Source organism: Hydrogenophaga sp. (assembly GCF_051858985.1).
Taxonomy (GTDB): domain Bacteria; phylum Pseudomonadota; class Gammaproteobacteria; order Burkholderiales; family Burkholderiaceae_C; genus Hydrogenophaga.
In genome coordinates, this window is record NZ_JBHYGM010000004.1 from 269,041 (window position 1) to 284,710 (window position 15,670).

At 66.6% G+C, this 15,670-nt stretch carries 11 protein-coding genes and 1 pseudogene; 6 read left to right on the forward strand and 6 right to left on the reverse strand.

The annotated features are described in order from the left end of the window. Positions 1 to 101 precede the first annotated feature (101 nt). From ACTIEY_RS18275 to ACTIEY_RS18285, 3 genes and pseudogenes are all read left to right on the forward strand, one after another. A complete protein-coding gene (locus ACTIEY_RS18275) occupies positions 102 to 2,429 on the forward strand; it encodes an NADP-dependent malic enzyme (RefSeq protein ID WP_439520575.1) in 2,328 nt (775 codons plus the stop codon). A 224-nt stretch (positions 2,430 to 2,653) separates the two neighbouring features. Further along, positions 2,654 to 3,085 (forward strand): ribonuclease domain-containing protein, encoded by a 432-nt coding sequence (locus tag ACTIEY_RS18280; RefSeq protein ID WP_439520576.1) that lies wholly within the window; start codon positions 2,654 to 2,656, stop codon positions 3,083 to 3,085. Between the two features lie 53 nt (positions 3,086 to 3,138). Further along, positions 3,139 to 3,534, forward strand: a pseudogene (locus ACTIEY_RS18285) (barstar family protein); the annotation flags it as partial. Positions 3,535 to 3,803: 269 nt separating this feature from the next. Here the strand turns inward: ACTIEY_RS18285 and rsmA are convergent. The 3 genes from rsmA to ACTIEY_RS18300 are packed head-to-tail and all read right to left on the reverse strand — an operon-like array spanning position 3,804 to position 8,461. Beyond that, positions 3,804 to 4,568 (reverse strand): 16S rRNA (adenine(1518)-N(6)/adenine(1519)-N(6))-dimethyltransferase RsmA, encoded by a 765-nt coding sequence (gene rsmA, locus ACTIEY_RS18290; RefSeq protein ID WP_439520577.1) that lies wholly within the window; start codon positions 4,566 to 4,568, stop codon positions 3,804 to 3,806. Positions 4,569 to 4,593: 25 nt separating this feature from the next. Continuing rightward, positions 4,594 to 5,985, reverse strand: a complete 1,392-nt coding sequence (locus tag ACTIEY_RS18295; protein WP_439520578.1) for a peptidylprolyl isomerase — start codon at positions 5,983 to 5,985, stop codon at positions 4,594 to 4,596. Next, positions 5,978 to 8,461, reverse strand: a complete 2,484-nt coding sequence (locus ACTIEY_RS18300; protein ID WP_439520579.1) for an LPS-assembly protein LptD — start codon at positions 8,459 to 8,461, stop codon at positions 5,978 to 5,980. Before ACTIEY_RS18300 ends, ACTIEY_RS18295 begins: the two co-directional genes overlap by 8 nt. A 146-nt stretch (positions 8,462 to 8,607) precedes the next feature. On the opposite strand from ACTIEY_RS18300, the gene ACTIEY_RS18305 reads away from it, so the two are divergent. From ACTIEY_RS18305 to ACTIEY_RS18315, 3 genes are read left to right on the forward strand one after another with little or no spacing between them, the layout of a single operon-like run. Beyond that, on the forward strand, positions 8,608 to 9,699 hold the full coding sequence (locus tag ACTIEY_RS18305) for an aminoglycoside phosphotransferase family protein (RefSeq protein WP_439520580.1): 1,092 nt from the start codon (positions 8,608 to 8,610) through the stop codon (positions 9,697 to 9,699). A gap of 2 nt (positions 9,700 to 9,701) precedes the next feature. Beyond that, entirely contained in the window at positions 9,702 to 10,439 is a 738-nt protein-coding gene (locus tag ACTIEY_RS18310) for a 16S rRNA (uracil(1498)-N(3))-methyltransferase (RefSeq protein WP_439520581.1), read from the forward strand. Then, a complete protein-coding gene (locus ACTIEY_RS18315) occupies positions 10,436 to 11,611 on the forward strand; it encodes an MFS transporter (RefSeq protein ID WP_439520582.1) in 1,176 nt (391 codons plus the stop codon). Before ACTIEY_RS18310 ends, ACTIEY_RS18315 begins: the two co-directional genes overlap by 4 nt. Here ACTIEY_RS18315 and ACTIEY_RS18320 read toward each other — a convergent pair. From ACTIEY_RS18320 to ACTIEY_RS18330, 3 genes are all read right to left on the reverse strand, one after another. Continuing rightward, positions 11,608 to 12,462: an alpha/beta hydrolase gene (locus ACTIEY_RS18320; RefSeq protein WP_439520583.1), complete on the reverse strand. Its 855-nt coding sequence runs from the start codon at positions 12,460 to 12,462 to the stop codon at positions 11,608 to 11,610. The genes ACTIEY_RS18315 and ACTIEY_RS18320 overlap by 4 nt on opposite strands. Positions 12,463 to 12,478: 16 nt before the next feature. Then, positions 12,479 to 13,975 carry a M20 family metallopeptidase gene (locus ACTIEY_RS18325; RefSeq protein WP_439520584.1) on the reverse strand — a complete coding sequence of 499 codons (1,497 nt, stop codon included), beginning with the start codon at positions 13,973 to 13,975 and terminating at the stop codon, positions 12,479 to 12,481. A gap of 124 nt (positions 13,976 to 14,099) precedes the next feature. Then, on the reverse strand, positions 14,100 to 15,656 hold the full coding sequence (locus tag ACTIEY_RS18330; RefSeq protein WP_439520585.1) for a methyl-accepting chemotaxis protein: 1,557 nt from the start codon (positions 15,654 to 15,656) through the stop codon (positions 14,100 to 14,102). Between the last annotated feature and the right edge of the window lie 14 nt (positions 15,657 to 15,670).

The window sequence follows — 15,670 nt, forward strand, 5'->3', positions numbered from 1 at the left end:
CGCTTTACGCGGTTCTACGCACTAGGGTTTTCCCGGCCACCGCTTTAGAATGCGCGATTCCGTTCCGCATCGCAAGATAACAACTCGCTGGAGACACGAGCATGAGCATGGACAACAGCCCTGAGAACAAGCGCGCCGAACTGCGCCGCGCCGCGCTCGAATACCACGAGTTCCCGATTCCCGGCAAAGTGGCCATCGCCGCCACCAAACAGCTCACCAACCAACGCGACCTCGCCCTGGCCTACTCGCCCGGCGTGGCTGCGCCCTGCGAGGAGATCGTGGCCGATCCGGTCAACGCCTTCAAGTACACCGCGCGCGGCAACCTGGTGGCCGTCATCACCAACGGCACCGCCGTGCTGGGCCTGGGCGACATCGGCCCGCTCGCCGCCAAGCCGGTGATGGAAGGCAAGGGCGTGCTGTTCAAGAAGTTCTCCGGCATCGATGTGTTCGACATCGAGATCAACGAGAAGGACCCGGACAAGCTGGTCGACATCATCGCCTCGCTCGAGCCCACGTTCGGTGGCATCAATCTCGAAGACATCAAGGCGCCGGACTGTTTCTATGTGGAGCGAAAGCTGCGCGAGCGCATGAAGATCCCGGTCTTCCACGACGACCAGCATGGCACCGCCATCGTGGTCGGCGCGGCCATCCTCAACGGCCTGAAAGTGGTGAAGAAGGACCCGAAAAGCATCAAGCTCGTCACCTCGGGTGCGGGCGCTGCGGCGCTCGCCTGCCTGGGCCTGCTGGTCAAGCTGGGCATCCCGCGCGAGAACATCTGGGTGACCGACCTCGCCGGCGTCGTGTACGAGGGCCGCACCGAGCTGATGGACGAGGACAAGATCCAGTTCGCCCAGAAGACCGAGCACCGAACCCTGCGCGACGTGATCGCCGGCGCCGACATTTTCCTGGGCCTGTCCGCCGGTGGCGTGCTCAAGCAGGACATGGTCAAGAGCATGGCCGCGAACCCGCTCATCCTGGCTCTGGCCAACCCCAACCCCGAGATCTCGCCGGAAGACGTGAAGGCGGTGCGCGACGACGCCATCATGGCCACCGGCCGCACCGACTACCCGAACCAGGTCAACAACGTCCTGTGCTTCCCGTACATCTTCCGCGGAGCGCTCGATGCGGGCGCCTCCACCATCACCGACGAGATGGAAATCGCTGCGGTGCACGCCATTGCCGAGCTGGCGCAGGCCGAGCAGAGCGAAGTGGTCGCGGCCGCCTACGCGGGCGAGAAACTGGCCTTCGGTCCGGAATACCTGATCCCCAAACCGTTCGATCCGCGACTGATGATGAAGATCGCGCCGGCCGTGGCGCAGGCCGCTGCCGACAGCGGCGTGGCGCTGCGCCCGGTGACCGACATGCCCGCCTACCGCGAGCGCCTGCAGAGCTTCGTGTTCGCCTCCGGCACGATCATGAAACCGATCTTTGCTGCCGCGAAGCTGGCCGAGCGCAAGCGCGTGGCCTACGCAGAGGGCGAGGAAGAGCGCGTGCTGCGCGCCTGCCAGATCGTGGTGGACGAAGGCCTGGCGCGCCCGACCCTGATCGGCCGTCCGGCCATCATCGCGCAGCGCATCGAGAAGTTCGGCCTTCGCCTGCGCGAGGAACTCGACTACGACATCGTCAACGTCGAGCAGGACGACCGCTACCGCGACTTCTGGCAGACCTACCACCGCATGACCGAACGCAAAGGCGTGACGGCGCAACTCGCCAAGATCGAGATGCGCCGCCGCCTCACGCTGATCGGCGCGATGCTGCTGCACAAGGGCGAGGTCGACGGGATGATCTGCGGCACGTGGGGTTCCACCCACACGCACCTGAAGTACATCGACGAAGTGATCGGCAAGCGCGAAGGCGGTAGCCCCAGCACCGCGCAGGACGTGCGCATCTACGCCTGCATGAATGGCCTGATGCTCCCGGGTCGCCAGGTGTTCCTGGTCGACACGCACGTCAACTACGACCCCACCCCCGAGGAACTGTGCGAGATCACGGTCATGGCCGCTGAAGAGATGCTGCGCTTCGGCCTGGAGCCCAAGGCCGCGCTGCTGTCGCACTCCAACTTTGGGTCCAGCGACGAGCCCAGCGCCGTCAAGATGCGCCGCACGCTGGCCCTGCTGCGCGAACAGGCGCCCTGGCTGGAGGCCGACGGCGAAATGCACGGAGATGTGGCACTGGACCCTGCGGCCCGACAGGCCCTGATGCCGAATTCGACCCTGAAAGGTGCGGCCAACCTGCTGGTGCTGCCCAACATCGATGCGGCCAACATCGCCTACAACCTGCTGAAGACCGCGGCGGGCGGCAACATCGCGATCGGCCCGGTTCTCCTGGGCGCCGACAAGCCGGTCCACATCCTGACGGCGAGCGCCACCGTGCGGCGGATCGTCAACATGACGGCCCTGACCGTGGCCGACGCAAACGTTTCCCGTTGAAGCCTCTTGTAAAAGCAAGCACTAACTTTTGCACACATTTTCAGACCGCTGAAATTGCCCACTTGTTCAGCAAGCCCTTGCATTTTTGGCCTGTCTCAGGCACACTAGCGCGCTTGGATTTCAGGGTTAACCCGCCCCGAATCGCCCCGCAAAATAAGCCTTAAAGCTTAATTTTGCCCGGCGGCGAAACGCGGGTTGATCGCATCAGAAGGCAGGGAAAGCTCATGGATCTGCACCAGATCCGGACTCGCATCGGGAGCGTCAGGGGAGCGACCATCGGAGCCATTGTGGCCGCCTTGAGCGTCGCAATGTGCACCGTCATGGTGCAGGCCCGATCACCTGAAGCTACAGTTCCGGCGCTGGAAACAGCGTCCATGTCGATCTCCCGGCTGCCAGCGCAAGGGCAGGAAGTGATGGCCCTGATCCGGCAAGGCGGCCCCTTCCGGTATGAGAAAGATGGCTCGGTGTTTGGCAATCGCGAACGGTTGCTGCCTGGCCAGAAGCGTGGGTACTACCGGGAATACACCGTACCCACCCCGGGCCTGAGTCACCGGGGAGCCCGGCGGATCGTGTGCGGCGGCTTCAAACCCCGCTGGCCTGAAGCGTGTTATTACACCGAAGACCACTACAACAGCTTCCGGCTGGTGGTGCAGTAGGTCTTGGTGATGTGAGCGGATTTTTAACTTTGACCTTAGAAAGAGACGCGGAGATGGACACGCCACTTCGTAACGTACGACCCAATATCGTTCAGTCGATTCGCGCCCACGGCGTGAAAGACCTGCAGGCCGCGGCCGAGCACTTGGGGCATCACTTCCTGTACGCCAACCTGGCCAAGGCCCAGAGCAAGCAGGATGTGCTGGAGTTGATTGCTGCTCAGTACACCTTGCCGTCGCACTTCGGCAAGAACTTCGATGCGCTCTACGACTGCATGACCGACATGGTGCACAAGTCGGGTCCGCAGACCGGGTTCATCGTGGTGCTGGAGCACATCCCGGCACACGCCAAGTTCGACAAGGAAGCGCGCGAACAGTTGCTCGACATCTTCCGGGATGCCGCCGACTACTGGTCCGATCGCAAGATCCCGTTCCGCTGCTTCTATTCTTTCTCGGTGGCGCGTTCGCCCAAGGGCGAGGAGCCGATCGAGGTGGCGACCGACGAGCCCATGCCCACGGACAAGATCCTGGACGTGAGCCCGATGGCCCTGCGCATGAGCAGCCCGTTCAACGCGGGCTACTGGCTGGCAGCGGCCTGATGGGTCGCCCCCCGCGCCGCACCTAGTGGCGCGTCACCCCCCACCGGGGGGCGGCACCTGAGGACCGGCGGAGCCGGATCCTCGGTGCCACTGGATGAGCCCCGACACCTGTCGGGGCTTTTTCATGCCTGCGTGCTTTTCGCCAGGCTGACGTATTCGCTGACAGGCACTTCTTCTGCTCGGCGTTGCAGGTCGAAGTCGCCGGTGAATCCCTTTTCGTCCAGCCACCGTCCCAGGGTATTGCGCAGGATCTTGCGACGCTGGCTGAATGCCGTCTGCACCAACCCGCCGTAATGCGCGAGGTCGATGTCTGGCGGATCGGCCAGCGGCAACATCCGAACGATGGCGCTGTCCACGCGGGGCGGCGGATCAAAACTCTCCGGCGGCACGAACAGCACGTTGTCCATGGCGTAGCGCCACTGGAGCATGACGGAAAGCCGGCTGTAATCCGACGTGGCGGGCTGGGCCACCATCCGGTCGATCACTTCCTTCTGCAGCATGAAATGCTGGTCCTTCACCACGCCGACGTGATCCAGGAGATGGAAAAGGATGGGCGTTGAGATGTTGTAGGGCAGGTTGCCCACGACGCGCAGGCCGGGCACGGCCTGGCGATGGGCCAGCGCCGTGAAGTCCACCTTCAGCACATCCGACTCGATGACGTCGAGCGAGCCGTGAGCCCGCAACCGCAAGGCGAGATCGCGGTCGAGTTCGATCACGGTCAATCGACCAACGCGCTCCACCAGAGGCTGGGTCAGGGCGGCCAGGCCAGGCCCGATCTCCACCATGGCGTCGCCGGGCTCCGGCGCAATGGCCTTGACGATCGCTTCGATGATGCCGCCATCGGTCAGGAAGTGCTGGCCGAAGCGCTTGCGCGCAATGTGTTTCATCGACAGGGAACCGCCCCGGGGCGCATCACCGCTGCGGCGCTTCGCGGTATTCGATGAACGCGCGACCCCGCACGTCCTGACCCCAGGCGCGCAGGGCTTCTTCGGTCTTCTTCTCGCGCACCAGTCCACGCACGATCTCGCGCTGCTCCCGCGCGGACAGTTTCGTCTGCCGGCGTTCCTCGACCTTGATCAGGTGCACGCCAAACCGCGACACCAGCGGTGGCGACACTTCGCCGGGCCGCAGACCGTTCATGGCCTGCTCGAACTCGGGGACGAACTGTCCGGGGCCGGCCCAACCCAGATCGCCGCCCTGGCTGGCCGAACCGTCCTGGCTGTGCTCGCGCGCCAGCGCCTCGAAGCTGCCCTGGCCGCTGGCGAGCTGCTGTCGCCAGCCGTTGAGGCGGGCGACGGCGTCGGCCTGGGTGAGCTGGCCGTCAGGCCGCAAAAGGATGTGCCGTGCGCGAGTCTGGGTGACGTTGACGTCGGGCATGCCGGCCTGTCGCTTGTCGAGCACTTTGAGGATGTGGAAACCGGCAGGACTGCGCAGCGGACCTGCGATGGCGCCCACGCTCAGGGAGCGCGTGGCATCCACGAACAGCGAAGGCAGTCGCTCGGCCGGCCGCATGCCGAACTGCCCGCCATTCACCCGCTCGGGGGCATCGGAAAACTCGCGCGCCAGTTGTGCGAAATCCCCCCCCGCGCGCACGCGCTCGGCCACCCCTTGTGCCTTGTCCTGCAACTCCTTGATGCGCGCCGCGCTGGCGTCTTCAGGCACGATGAAAAGGATGTGGCCCAGGTTGAGTTCGAGGTTGGCCAGGACGTCGCTGCCTTGTTGTTCGCGAATGAAGTCGTCGATGTCGGCTTCCGTGACGCGAACGCGCGAATCGACCTGGCGATCCCGCACGCGCTGCAGCAGGATCTGGCTGCGCAGGTCGTTGCGCAGCCGGTTGATTTCCACGCCTTCGGCCGCAAGTCTGCGGCGGAACTGCTCGGGGCTGAGCTGGTTCTGCGCTGCGATGGATTGCTCGGCCTGCGTGACGTCGGCCTCGTTCACCGTGATGCCGAGCTCGGTGGCCTGCTGGATCTGGATGCGCTCGTTGATGATCTGCTCGAGCACCTGGCGAGCGAGCTGATCGCGCGGCGGCATGGGCGCGCCCTGCTGGGCCATCTGCTGTTCCACCCGCACCAGCCGCTGGCGAACCTCGTTGTTCGTGACCGGTTCGGAATTGACCAGCGCCACGATGTAGTCGGCGGTGCCCTGCACGTTGGCCGACCCCACCGAAGCGGGCGCACTGCGAGGCGCATCAAGCTGGCCGGAGGGGCGAAGCCCCTGCGCCTGAACGGAAAGGGACCACAGCAGCGTGGCACATGCCAGCCAGATGGACGGGCGGATGTGGAGGGGGAAGCGGTCAGTCATATTGTTGGAACCGGCTGGGCGGGTTGATTTCTTCGCGCAGGTACTGGTAGCGCGGCACATTTTCCTTGAGCGTTCTCAGCGGATTGGAGCCAATGCGCGAGAACCCGGTGAACTCCAGCTGGAACAGGATACGCTGGTTGGCTGTGGCACCGCTTCGCTGGAGGCGCTCGAGCACGACGCGCCCGACCCAGCAGCCGGCATCGTACTCAAAGCCAGCCACCAGATCGACCACCTTCTTGTCGGGCACGCTGTAGTTGACGCGTCCCACGCTGTACCACTGGCCAGGGCCGAGGCCCCTGCCTGGCACCTTTTCGTAGGAGGGCGTGCTCCACAAATCGTTCAATGGCCACTGCCAGCCGATGTCGAACTGTTCGCTGGTGCCTCGTTGCAGGCGGTAGGCGGCACTGAACACCCGGTAGTTGCCTGGTGTGTAGCGCCCGCCCAGCGTGGTGCGCACGGACTCGCGACTGCTCGGGTTGAACTGCACGTTGGTGTCGATCGACCAGCGGGGACTCCACTGCACCCGCGTGGCCACCAGGATGTCGCTCAGCCGCTCGGTCACGGGATCGCCGCCGGGCAGGCCGCTGGCGTTGGGCAGGAAGACGTTCTGGTCCTGGAAAAGGTAGCGCTGGGCCACACCCACCCGCACCATCTCAGCGCCCGTGTCGGGGTCCAGCAGCCGCGAGCTCACACCCAGCGTGAGGGCGCGGGTGTCGGAGATGCGGTCGTTGCCGCCGAACACGTTCTCCGAAAAGATGGACGCCAGGTTGAAGTCGATCGTCGCGGAGTCGTAGTTCGGCAGCAGGCTCTGGTCGCGAAATGGCGTCCAGGTGAAGAAGGCCCGGGGTTCCAGCGTCTGGACAAAGGAACGCCCAAAGTAGCTCGCATCGCGCTCGAAGACGAGCCCGCTGTCCAGGCTCGCGGTGGGCACCACGCGCGTGGCGCTGCGCGACCCGTTGAGCAGCGGGTTGTCGAAGTTGTAGTGGGTGGCATGCAGCTGCGCACGCGGCTTGATGAACCAGCCCGGAGCCAGCCAGCGGCGGCTGATCTCGGCCACCGAGAGCGTGCGCGAACCGTTGGTCTGGCGCGTGAGCAGCGGATTCGATTCGAAACGCGTGAACTCGGTGAGCACGGACCAGTCCCAGCCGCCCAGCCCGGCGATGCGGGCGTCGCCCTGGCCGTAGCGGGCTGCAATCGACGGCAGGCGGTCGTAGGGCGGTGTGATGGGCGCGTCGATGTCCTGGAGCGTCTGCCAGCGGTAGGTGCCCGCACTCACGGCCCAGGGTCCGCGTCCCCAGTTCACCACGGCGTCGCTGGCCAGCAGGCGGGTGGTCAGCGACGTGGTGGCGCGGGGAAAGTCGCGCCAGTAGTCGTCGTCGCTCACGCGATTGAGGTTCAGGTACAGGCCCGCGGTCCCATAGGCGCCCAGCTGGTTGCTGAAGTTCGTCAGGTTCTGCTGGTGCTGCAGCGAGTAACCCCAGCGATCGGCATCGCGCAACTGGTCCTGGGGCATGTAGGCCCCACGCACCTGGCCGTAATAGCCAGGCTGCAGGTAACGGAATTCTGCGCCAAGGTCGACGCCGCGCTTGCTCATGTACGTGGGGTACAGCGTGGCGTCGAAATTGGGCGCGAGGTTGAGGTAGTAGGGCTGCGTGAATTCCAGTCCGCTGATGTTGTCGATGTTCAGCGTCGGGGGTAGCAGGCCCGACTTGCGCGCATCGGTCAGCGGAAAGGTGAAGTAGGGCGCGCCGAGGATGGGCACGCCCTGGAACTCCAGCACGCCGTTGGTGGCCTTGCCGATTTCCTCCACGTTGTCGAATTCGATGCGCGAAGCGCGCACCATCCAGTCGGGCATCCACTCCGCGCCGGGCGTGCGCGGGCAGGTGGAATAACGCGCGTCAAAAGCGTCGGCATGGTCCTTGTCGAGGAAATCGACGCGGCTGGCGTCGCCCTTGCCTTCGTTCTCGAGCAGATCGAAGGTGGGCTGGGTGAACGTGCCCTTGAAGGTGTCCACGTTGAGCTGCAGGTCGGGCCCGCGGAAACGGTTGCCGTCGCGGTTGATGAACACGTTGCCGGTCGCGCGGGACTCGTTGTTGCTCTGGTTGATCTGCAGGCGGTCGGCGCGGATGAGGATGTCGTGGCGGCGCAGTTCGGCCGATCCCTCCACCGCGGTCACCCCTTCCGTCTGGCCTTCGATGCGGTCGCCTGAAATGAAGGTCGGCGCCGCCTGCCGTGCGCCTTCGGGCAGGGTCTCCTGCAGGATGGTGCTGGGCTTGAGCCCGAGGGCAGGCGTCACGGGCGCCACAGGCGCTTCGTCGCCATCGCCCGACTGCGCGCCCACGGCGCCAGAGGCGGACAGCGCGATCAAGGCGAGCAGGACGTGAACGCCGCGCGCAACGGGCGCAGCCACGGGTGGGGGAGCGCGCCTGCTGTGGTGAGCAAGCCCTGGGCGCTGCGGGTCGGTGCGACGGTTCAAGGAGAAAGACTTCGTTGGCCCGGTTGCCTGGACACGCACGCGAGCCGGCAGCCTGCCCAGCAGGGGGTTTGTAGAATCAGCAGGCATTATCCACTGCCCGTCACGTGCTCAGAACGAACGACCGCTGAGCCGAAGCCTGTAACACCATGACCCTGCCCCCATCCGCTGTTGCGTGGTCCGACGCCGGCCGGCAAGCCGCTTTTCAGGCCTGGCTGGAGCCGCTGGTGAGCAGCCTGGGCGTGTTGCCGGCCACCCTTCGGCCGGCCTCGGCCGACGCCAGTTTTCGACGCTACCTGCGCATCGACACACAGGCGGGGCACAGCCTGATCGTGATGGACGCGCCGCCCGCACACGAGAACTGCGAACCCTTCGTGCGCGTGGCTGGACTGATGCGCGAAGCGGGGCTGCTGGTGCCAGAAGTGCTGGCCTGGGACGAGCCGCAGGGCTTCATGCTGCTGAACGACCTGGGGCGGCACACCATGCTGGAGGGCATGGACCTTGGCCACGCGCAGGCCAACCACGCCCGATACATGCAGGCGCTTGACGCCTTGCTGGCCTGGCAACTGGCGTCGCGGCCCGGCGTACTGCCACCCTACGACGACGCCCTGCTCCGACGCGAGGTGCAGCTCTTTCCCGACTGGTACCTGCAGAAGCACAAGGGCCTGACGCTGACCGATGCGCAGTCGCAGACGCTGCACAAAGCCTTCGACGCCATCGTCGCTCACAACCTGGCTTCGCCGCAGGTGTACGTGCACCGAGACTTCATGCCGCGCAACCTGATGTTGCCCGTCCAACCGGGCGACACGCCGGCCAGGCAACTGGGCGTGCTCGACTTCCAGGACGCGGTGCACGGCCCCATCACCTACGACATCGCCAGCCTGATGCGGGACGCCTTCCTGAGCTGGGACGAAGACTTCGTGATCGATGTGACCGTGCGTTACTGGGAGAAGGCGCGCGCCGCCGGCCTGATGGACTTCGAGGACTGGCACAGCGACTTCGGTGCTTTCTACCGGGGTGTGGAGTGGATGGGCCTGCAGCGTCACCTGAAAGTGGCCGGCATCTTTGCGCGGCTCACGCTGCGAGACGGCAAGCCCAAGTACCTCGCCGACACGCCGCGTTTCATCGCTTACATCCGCCACACCGCACACCGCTACCGCGCGCTCGGCCCTCTGCTCAAGCTGATCGACGAGGTCGAAGGCCTGCAGGCGGCTTCGGGCTACGCCTTCGGCCGCGTCTGAACATGCCGCGCTTTCACTGCCCCGTGCGCCTGGTCGAGGGGCAGGCCTTGTCGCTGCCGCCGGCCACGGCGCGGCATGTGCAGGTCCTGCGCCTGCAGCCGGGGCACAGCATCGTGCTCTTCAACGGCCTGGGCGGCGAGTGGGATGCCACCATCACGCGCATGGGCCGCAGCGATGTGGCGGTGAGCGTGCTCAAGCACCACGCCACCGAGCGCGAACCGGCACGAGCCGTCCACCTTGCCCTGGGCATGCCGGCCAACGAGCGCATGGACTGGCTGGTGGAGAAAGCCGCCGAACTCGGCACGGCCAGCCTGCAACCCCTGCACACGGCCCACAGCGTGCTGCGCCTGACGGGGGAACGCGCCACCAGGAAGCAGGCGCACTGGCAGTCGGTGGCGGTGGCGGCCTGCGAGCAGTGCGGCGGCAACCGCGTGCCCGACGTGCACGAGGTGGCCGACCTGGCCGCATGGCTCAAGGCGCTGGCACCGGTGGACGCCGCCGCGCCCGAGTTGCGCTGCCTGCTTTCACTGGCTCAGGGCACGAGCCCACTGGCCAGCTGGCTGCAAAGTGCCTCCTCAGCTTCGCCGGTCCGCTTCCTCAGCGGTCCGGAAGGTGGGCTCAATCCCCATGAAGAATCCCTGGCGCTGGCCGCGGGTTTCGTGCCCGTGACGCTGGGCCCGCGGGTGCTGCGCGCGGAAACGGCTGCGTTGGCCGCGCTGGTGGTCTCGCTGGCTTCATGAACAAAAACCTCTGGCTGCTGGCGGGCGCGCAAGGGCTGTTCCTGACCAACAACGTGGTGTTCATCGCCATCAACGGCCTGGTGGGGCTGTCGCTCGCGCCGCTGGGCTGGATGGCCACCCTGCCGGTGATGGGCTACGTGGTGGGCGGTGCGCTGTCCACGCCGCTGGTGGCACGCACCCAGAGCGCCCTTGGCCGAAAGGCGTCGTTCCAGATCGGGCTGCTGGTCGCGCTGGCGTCGGCGCTGCTGAGCGCCTGGGCGGTGATGGATCGCAACTTCTGGTTGCTGGTGGCAGCCACCGTAGTCGCGGGCTACTACAGCGCCAATGGCCAGCTCTACCGCTTCGCGGCCGCGGAACTGAGCACGCTGGCCTTTCGCGACAAGGCGGTGTCCCTCGTGCTCGCCGGTGGGCTGGCCGGCGCAGTGCTCGGCCCCAACCTGGCCACGCGCACCAAGGACTGGCTGGGCGTGCCGTTCGCGGGCGCCTATGTGTCGCTTGCCATCGTGGCCGTGCTCTCCATGGCCGTGATCGGGCTGATGCGTTTCCCACCGGTGCCTCCGCCGACCGCCAAGGCCGACCAGGGCCGTCCGCTGCGCGAGATCATGCGGCAACCGATCTTCATCGTGGCCACCGCCGGCGCGGCCCTGGGCTACGGCGTGATGAACCTGTTGATGGCCGCCACGCCATTGGCCATGCAGGTGTGCGGTTTTCCGTTTGAAGACGCCGCCCTGGTGCTGGAATGGCATGTGATCGGCATGTTCGCGCCGGGCTTCATCACCGGCCACCTGATCAAGCGCTTCGGCGTGCTCACCATCATGGGTGTGGGCGTGGTGCTCAATGCGGCATGCATTGCCATTGCCCTCTCGGGCGTGGACCTGCACCAGTTCCTCATCGCGCTGTTCCTGCTTGGCGTGGGCTGGAACTTCCTGTTCACCGGCAGCACGACGCTCTCCTTGCAGGCCTACCGGCCCGAGGAAAAGGACCGCGCGCAGGCGGCCATCAATTTCTGTGTGTTCGCCACCATGGCATTCACCTCGTTCGCCTCCGGCGCGCTGGTGACCACGCAGGGTTGGCAGTGGCTCAACGTGGGATCGCTGGTGCCGGTGGCCCTGACCGGCCTGGCACTGATCTGGCTGGCATGGTCGCGCCGCCAGGCCGGCCGAAGCGCCTAGCCCGCTGGCGCCTGGACGTCCAGCCACGCCTTGAGCGTGCCGAACACGGCCGAGGGATCGGCCTCGTTGAAGATCTCGTGGTAGAGCCCTTCGAAGGCCTGGGTGTGCACCCTGCCGGCAGGCGCAGCCGCTGCAAACGCGCGACTGCCGGCCGGCCGCACGAGGCGATCGTCTCCAGCGAACATGAGCAGGGTCGGAACGGCCCAGCGCGGCGCGTGGTCCACCACGCGCGGCCCGTTGTCGTCGATGAACTTCGCCAACCGCGCGCTGATGCGGTCGTGCACCAGCGGGTCTTTCCGGTACGCCTCCACCGTGGCCGGGTTGTGCGAGATCTTGCTGGCGTCCAGCCCGTTGGACAAAGCGAAGTTGGGCGCATGGCGGTAGAGCAGGCCGATCAGCTTCTTCTGCAGCCAGCCAATGCCGGCGTCGAACGCCGGCGATGAGAGCACCAGGCCGTCGACCTGCCCCATGCGGCGCTGCACGAACGTGGCCGCCACCAGGCCGCCCATGCTGTGGCCCATGAGGATCAACGGGCATGACCAGGGCTCGGCGATGTGGCGCCGGGTGTCTTCGAGCACTTCGGCCAGGTCGTCGAGCAAGGCGTCATCGTCAGGAAGCACGCCGCGCGCACCGCCCGACTCACCATGGCCGCGCTGGTCGTAAGACCGCACGCAGAAACCCCATTCGTTGAGGCGGTGGGCCACCGGGTCGTAGCGCCAGGCGTGCTCACCCAGGCCATGCACGATGAGAACCACCGCGCGCGGACGCCAGCGCATGGGCAGCGGCCAGTCGTACAGCGCCAGGTTCAACCCATCGCGCAGGGTGAAGGGTGCCTGGGTGGTTTCGGACACGGCGTTGCCCGCTGGTTCAGGGCATGCGGGCCATCACCTGCGCCACCGTGGCCGTGAGGCGGCGTGCGTACTCCAGGTGCAGGAACTCATTGGGGCCGTGCGCGTTGCTCCTGGGGCCGAGCACACCGCAGACCATCATCTGGGCCTTGGGGAAGCCCTTGCTGAGCATGTTCATGAGCGGGATGGTGCCGCCCTGGCCGATGGTGCCGCAACCCGCACCGAAGTGAGCCTGCGACGCGGACTGCAAGGCCTCCTCGAACCAGGGCGCGGTGCTCGGCGCGTTCCAGCCGCTGGCCGCGCCCTCGCCCTCGAAGGTCACGCGGGCCTGGTAGGGTGCGTTGTCCTCCAGCAGGGCCTTGAGCTCCTGCACCGCCGCCGGGGCGTCCACCAGTGGCGGCAGGCGCAGGCTGAGCTTGAACGCGGTGTAGGGACGCAGCACGTTGCCAGCGTTGCGCAACTCCGGAAAACCTTCGGCCCCGGTAACCGACAGCGTGGGCCGCCAGGTGCGGTTGAGGAGCGCTTCGACCGGGTCGGTGGTGGTGGGCAAGGCGAACACGGTGGCGCCGCCGCAGTCGTAGTGCGCCCACGGAAATCGCTTGTAGAGCTCTTCGCCCAGGATCGCCGCGGTCGCTTTCGCCTGCGTCACGCGTTCGGCGGGCACCTCGCAATGGAAGCTGGCCGGCAGCAACCGGCCCGTGGCGCTGTCCTCGAGGCGGTCCAGCACCTGGCGCATGATGCGAAAGCTCGACGGCACCAGGCCCGAGGCGTCGCCCGAATGAATGCCCTCGGTGAGGATCTCGACCTTGAGCACACCGCTGGCCATGCCGCGCAGGCTGGTGGTGAGCCACAACTGGTCGTAGTTGCCCGCGCCGCTGTCCAGGCAGATCACGAGACCGACGTCGCCCAGGCGCGTGCGCAGTGCGTCGACATAAGGCAACAGGTCGCCCGAGCCGCTTTCCTCGCAGGTCTCGATCAGGCCGACGATGCGCGGGTGCGCCACGCCCTGGGCCTTGAGCGCCTGCAACGCGGCAATGCTGGCGTACACGGCGTACCCGTCATCGGCGCCGCCGCGGCCGTACAGCTTGCCGTCGTCGATTTTCGGCGTCCAGGGCCCGAGGTCGCTGCGCCAGCCGGTGAATTCCGGTTGCTTGTCGAGGTGGCCGTACATCAGCACGGTCTGGCCGGATGCAGGCGCCGGCGTGCCATCGCGCCCGGCACTGGCGGGCACCTCGAAGAACAGCACCGGGGTGCGCGGCTTGCCGTGCGCGTCGTCGAGCTGGACGATCTCCAGCGAGAGGCCCTCGACCTGCTGGGCGCGCACCCAGTCTGCAGCGCTGTGCAGCACGCGGTCGAGCAGGCCATGGCTGGCCCAGTCGGTGTCGAACGCAGGCGACTTGGCGGGCACTTCGATGTAGCGCACCAGCTCGGGGACGATGGTGCTGGACCAGCTGGCCTCCACGTGGGCCTGCAAGGCGGCCGGGTCGAGCGCGGTTCGGGGCAGGCGGGCATTCATGGCGGTGGTCTCCGGGGGGGCGTGGGGGGCCGCCACCCGCGGGAGACATTTCACCCGCCGCGGTGGCCAGGGAAACAAGTATAGGCAGCCGCGCCCACTTTGGGGACGCCGTGCGGTGCCGGCGTCAAGCCAGGCGGAAGACCCGGACCACCTCGGCCAGCCGGCTGGCCTGGTCACGCAGGCTGTCGGCCGCAGCCGCACTCTCTTCCACCAGGGCCGCGTTCTGCTGCGTCATCTGGTCAAGCTGGTTCACGGCCGTGTTGACCTGGCCAATCCCTTGCGACTGCTCGGTGGCCGCCGTGGTGATGTCGCCGATGAAGGCCGACACCTTCTCCGCATTGGCCACGATCTCGCCAATGGTGCTGCCGGCCTGCGCCACCAGGCGGGTGCCGTTCTCCACCTTGCCCACGCTGACCTCGATCAGGCTCTTGATTTCCTTGGCCGCCTGCGCGCTGCGCTGCGCCAGGCTGCGCACCTCGGCCGCCACCACCGCAAAGCCGCGCCCCTGTTCGCCGGCGCGCGCGGCTTCCACGGCCGCATTGAGCGCGAGGATGTTGGTCTGGAACGCGATGCCGTCGATCACGCCGATGATGTCGCCGATCTTCTGGCTGCTCTGGTTGATCTCTTCCATGGTGGTCACCACCTGGCCCACCACCTGTCCGCCGCGCGCCGCCACTTCGGCGTTCGCCGCCGCCATCTGCGTGGCCTGACGCGCCGCATCGGCGCTCTGGCGCACCGTGCTCGTGAGTTCTTCCATGCTGGCGGCCGTCTGCTGCAGGTTGCTGGCCGCCTGCTCGGTGCGGCTCGAGAGGTCCTGGTTGCCGCTGGCGATCTGCGAACTGGCGGTACCGATGCTGTCGGTGGAACTGCGGACCTGGCCCACGATGTGCGCCAGCGAGGTCTGCATCTCGCCCAGCGCCTTCATGAGGGTGGCCAGTTCATCCCGCCCTTGCCCTTTCACCGCCTGCGTGAGATCGCCGCTCGCGATGGCTCCGGCCAGTCGCTGGGCGTCTTCCACCGGGCGGCAGATGCTCTGCATGTTCAGCAAGGTGCTGGGCACCACCACCAGGGCGGCCAGCGCCACGGCAATGCCGAAGAGCGTCAGGGTCTGTGTGCGGGTGGTGGCGCCTTCCTGCTCGAGATGGGCGGCCTCGGCGATCAGCACCGCCTCCACCTTCGCCAGGTTCTGGATCAATCCGTCGTACTGTTCGTGCGCACGGCCCAGCACGCGGTTGGCGACGGTGGCCGTGTCGTATCCGCCGCTGGCGAGTTGCGCGCTCACCGGCTCCACGAAGGCCACGTAGTTCGTCAACTGGCCCTTCATCTCGCGCACCAGCGCGTTGTCCTCGTCCTCTTCACCCACCAGCATCTGGTCGATCTGCTGCAGGGCGCTGTCGCGTGCCCTCAGCCACTCTGCCTTGGCCTTGGCCACGGCTTCAGGCTTTTCGTAGCCAATGATCATGTCCTTCTCATAGCGCCCGAGGTCGCCCAGCGACTCCTGGAGCTGCGAGAGGGTCACGGTTTCCTTGAACGCATGGTTCATGAATTCGCTGCTCAGGGCATGCAGGCGGCCCATGCCCCAGAGCCCCGCGCCGCCCACCAGCAGGAGCAGCATCAGCACGACGCCGATGGCGCCCATCATGCGGGTACGGATGGAAAACTGACGCATCAGGTCTTGCATGGTCCAGGACTCGT

Coding starts and splice junctions, on each gene's coding strand:
- ACTIEY_RS18275 (WP_439520575.1), top strand. CDS start 102: ATGAGCATGGACAACAGCCCTGAGAACAAGCGCGCCGAACTGCGCCGC.
- ACTIEY_RS18280 (WP_439520576.1), top strand. CDS start 2,654: ATGGATCTGCACCAGATCCGGACTCGCATCGGGAGCGTCAGGGGAGCG.
- rsmA (WP_439520577.1), bottom strand. CDS start 4,568: ATGAAACACATTGCGCGCAAGCGCTTCGGCCAGCACTTCCTGACCGAT.
- ACTIEY_RS18295 (WP_439520578.1), bottom strand. CDS start 5,985: ATGACTGACCGCTTCCCCCTCCACATCCGCCCGTCCATCTGGCTGGCA.
- ACTIEY_RS18305 (WP_439520580.1), top strand. CDS start 8,608: ATGACCCTGCCCCCATCCGCTGTTGCGTGGTCCGACGCCGGCCGGCAA.
- ACTIEY_RS18310 (WP_439520581.1), top strand. CDS start 9,702: ATGCCGCGCTTTCACTGCCCCGTGCGCCTGGTCGAGGGGCAGGCCTTG.
- ACTIEY_RS18315 (WP_439520582.1), top strand. CDS start 10,436: ATGAACAAAAACCTCTGGCTGCTGGCGGGCGCGCAAGGGCTGTTCCTG.
- ACTIEY_RS18325 (WP_439520584.1), bottom strand. CDS start 13,975: ATGAATGCCCGCCTGCCCCGAACCGCGCTCGACCCGGCCGCCTTGCAG.
- ACTIEY_RS18330 (WP_439520585.1), bottom strand. CDS start 15,656: ATGCAAGACCTGATGCGTCAGTTTTCCATCCGTACCCGCATGATGGGC.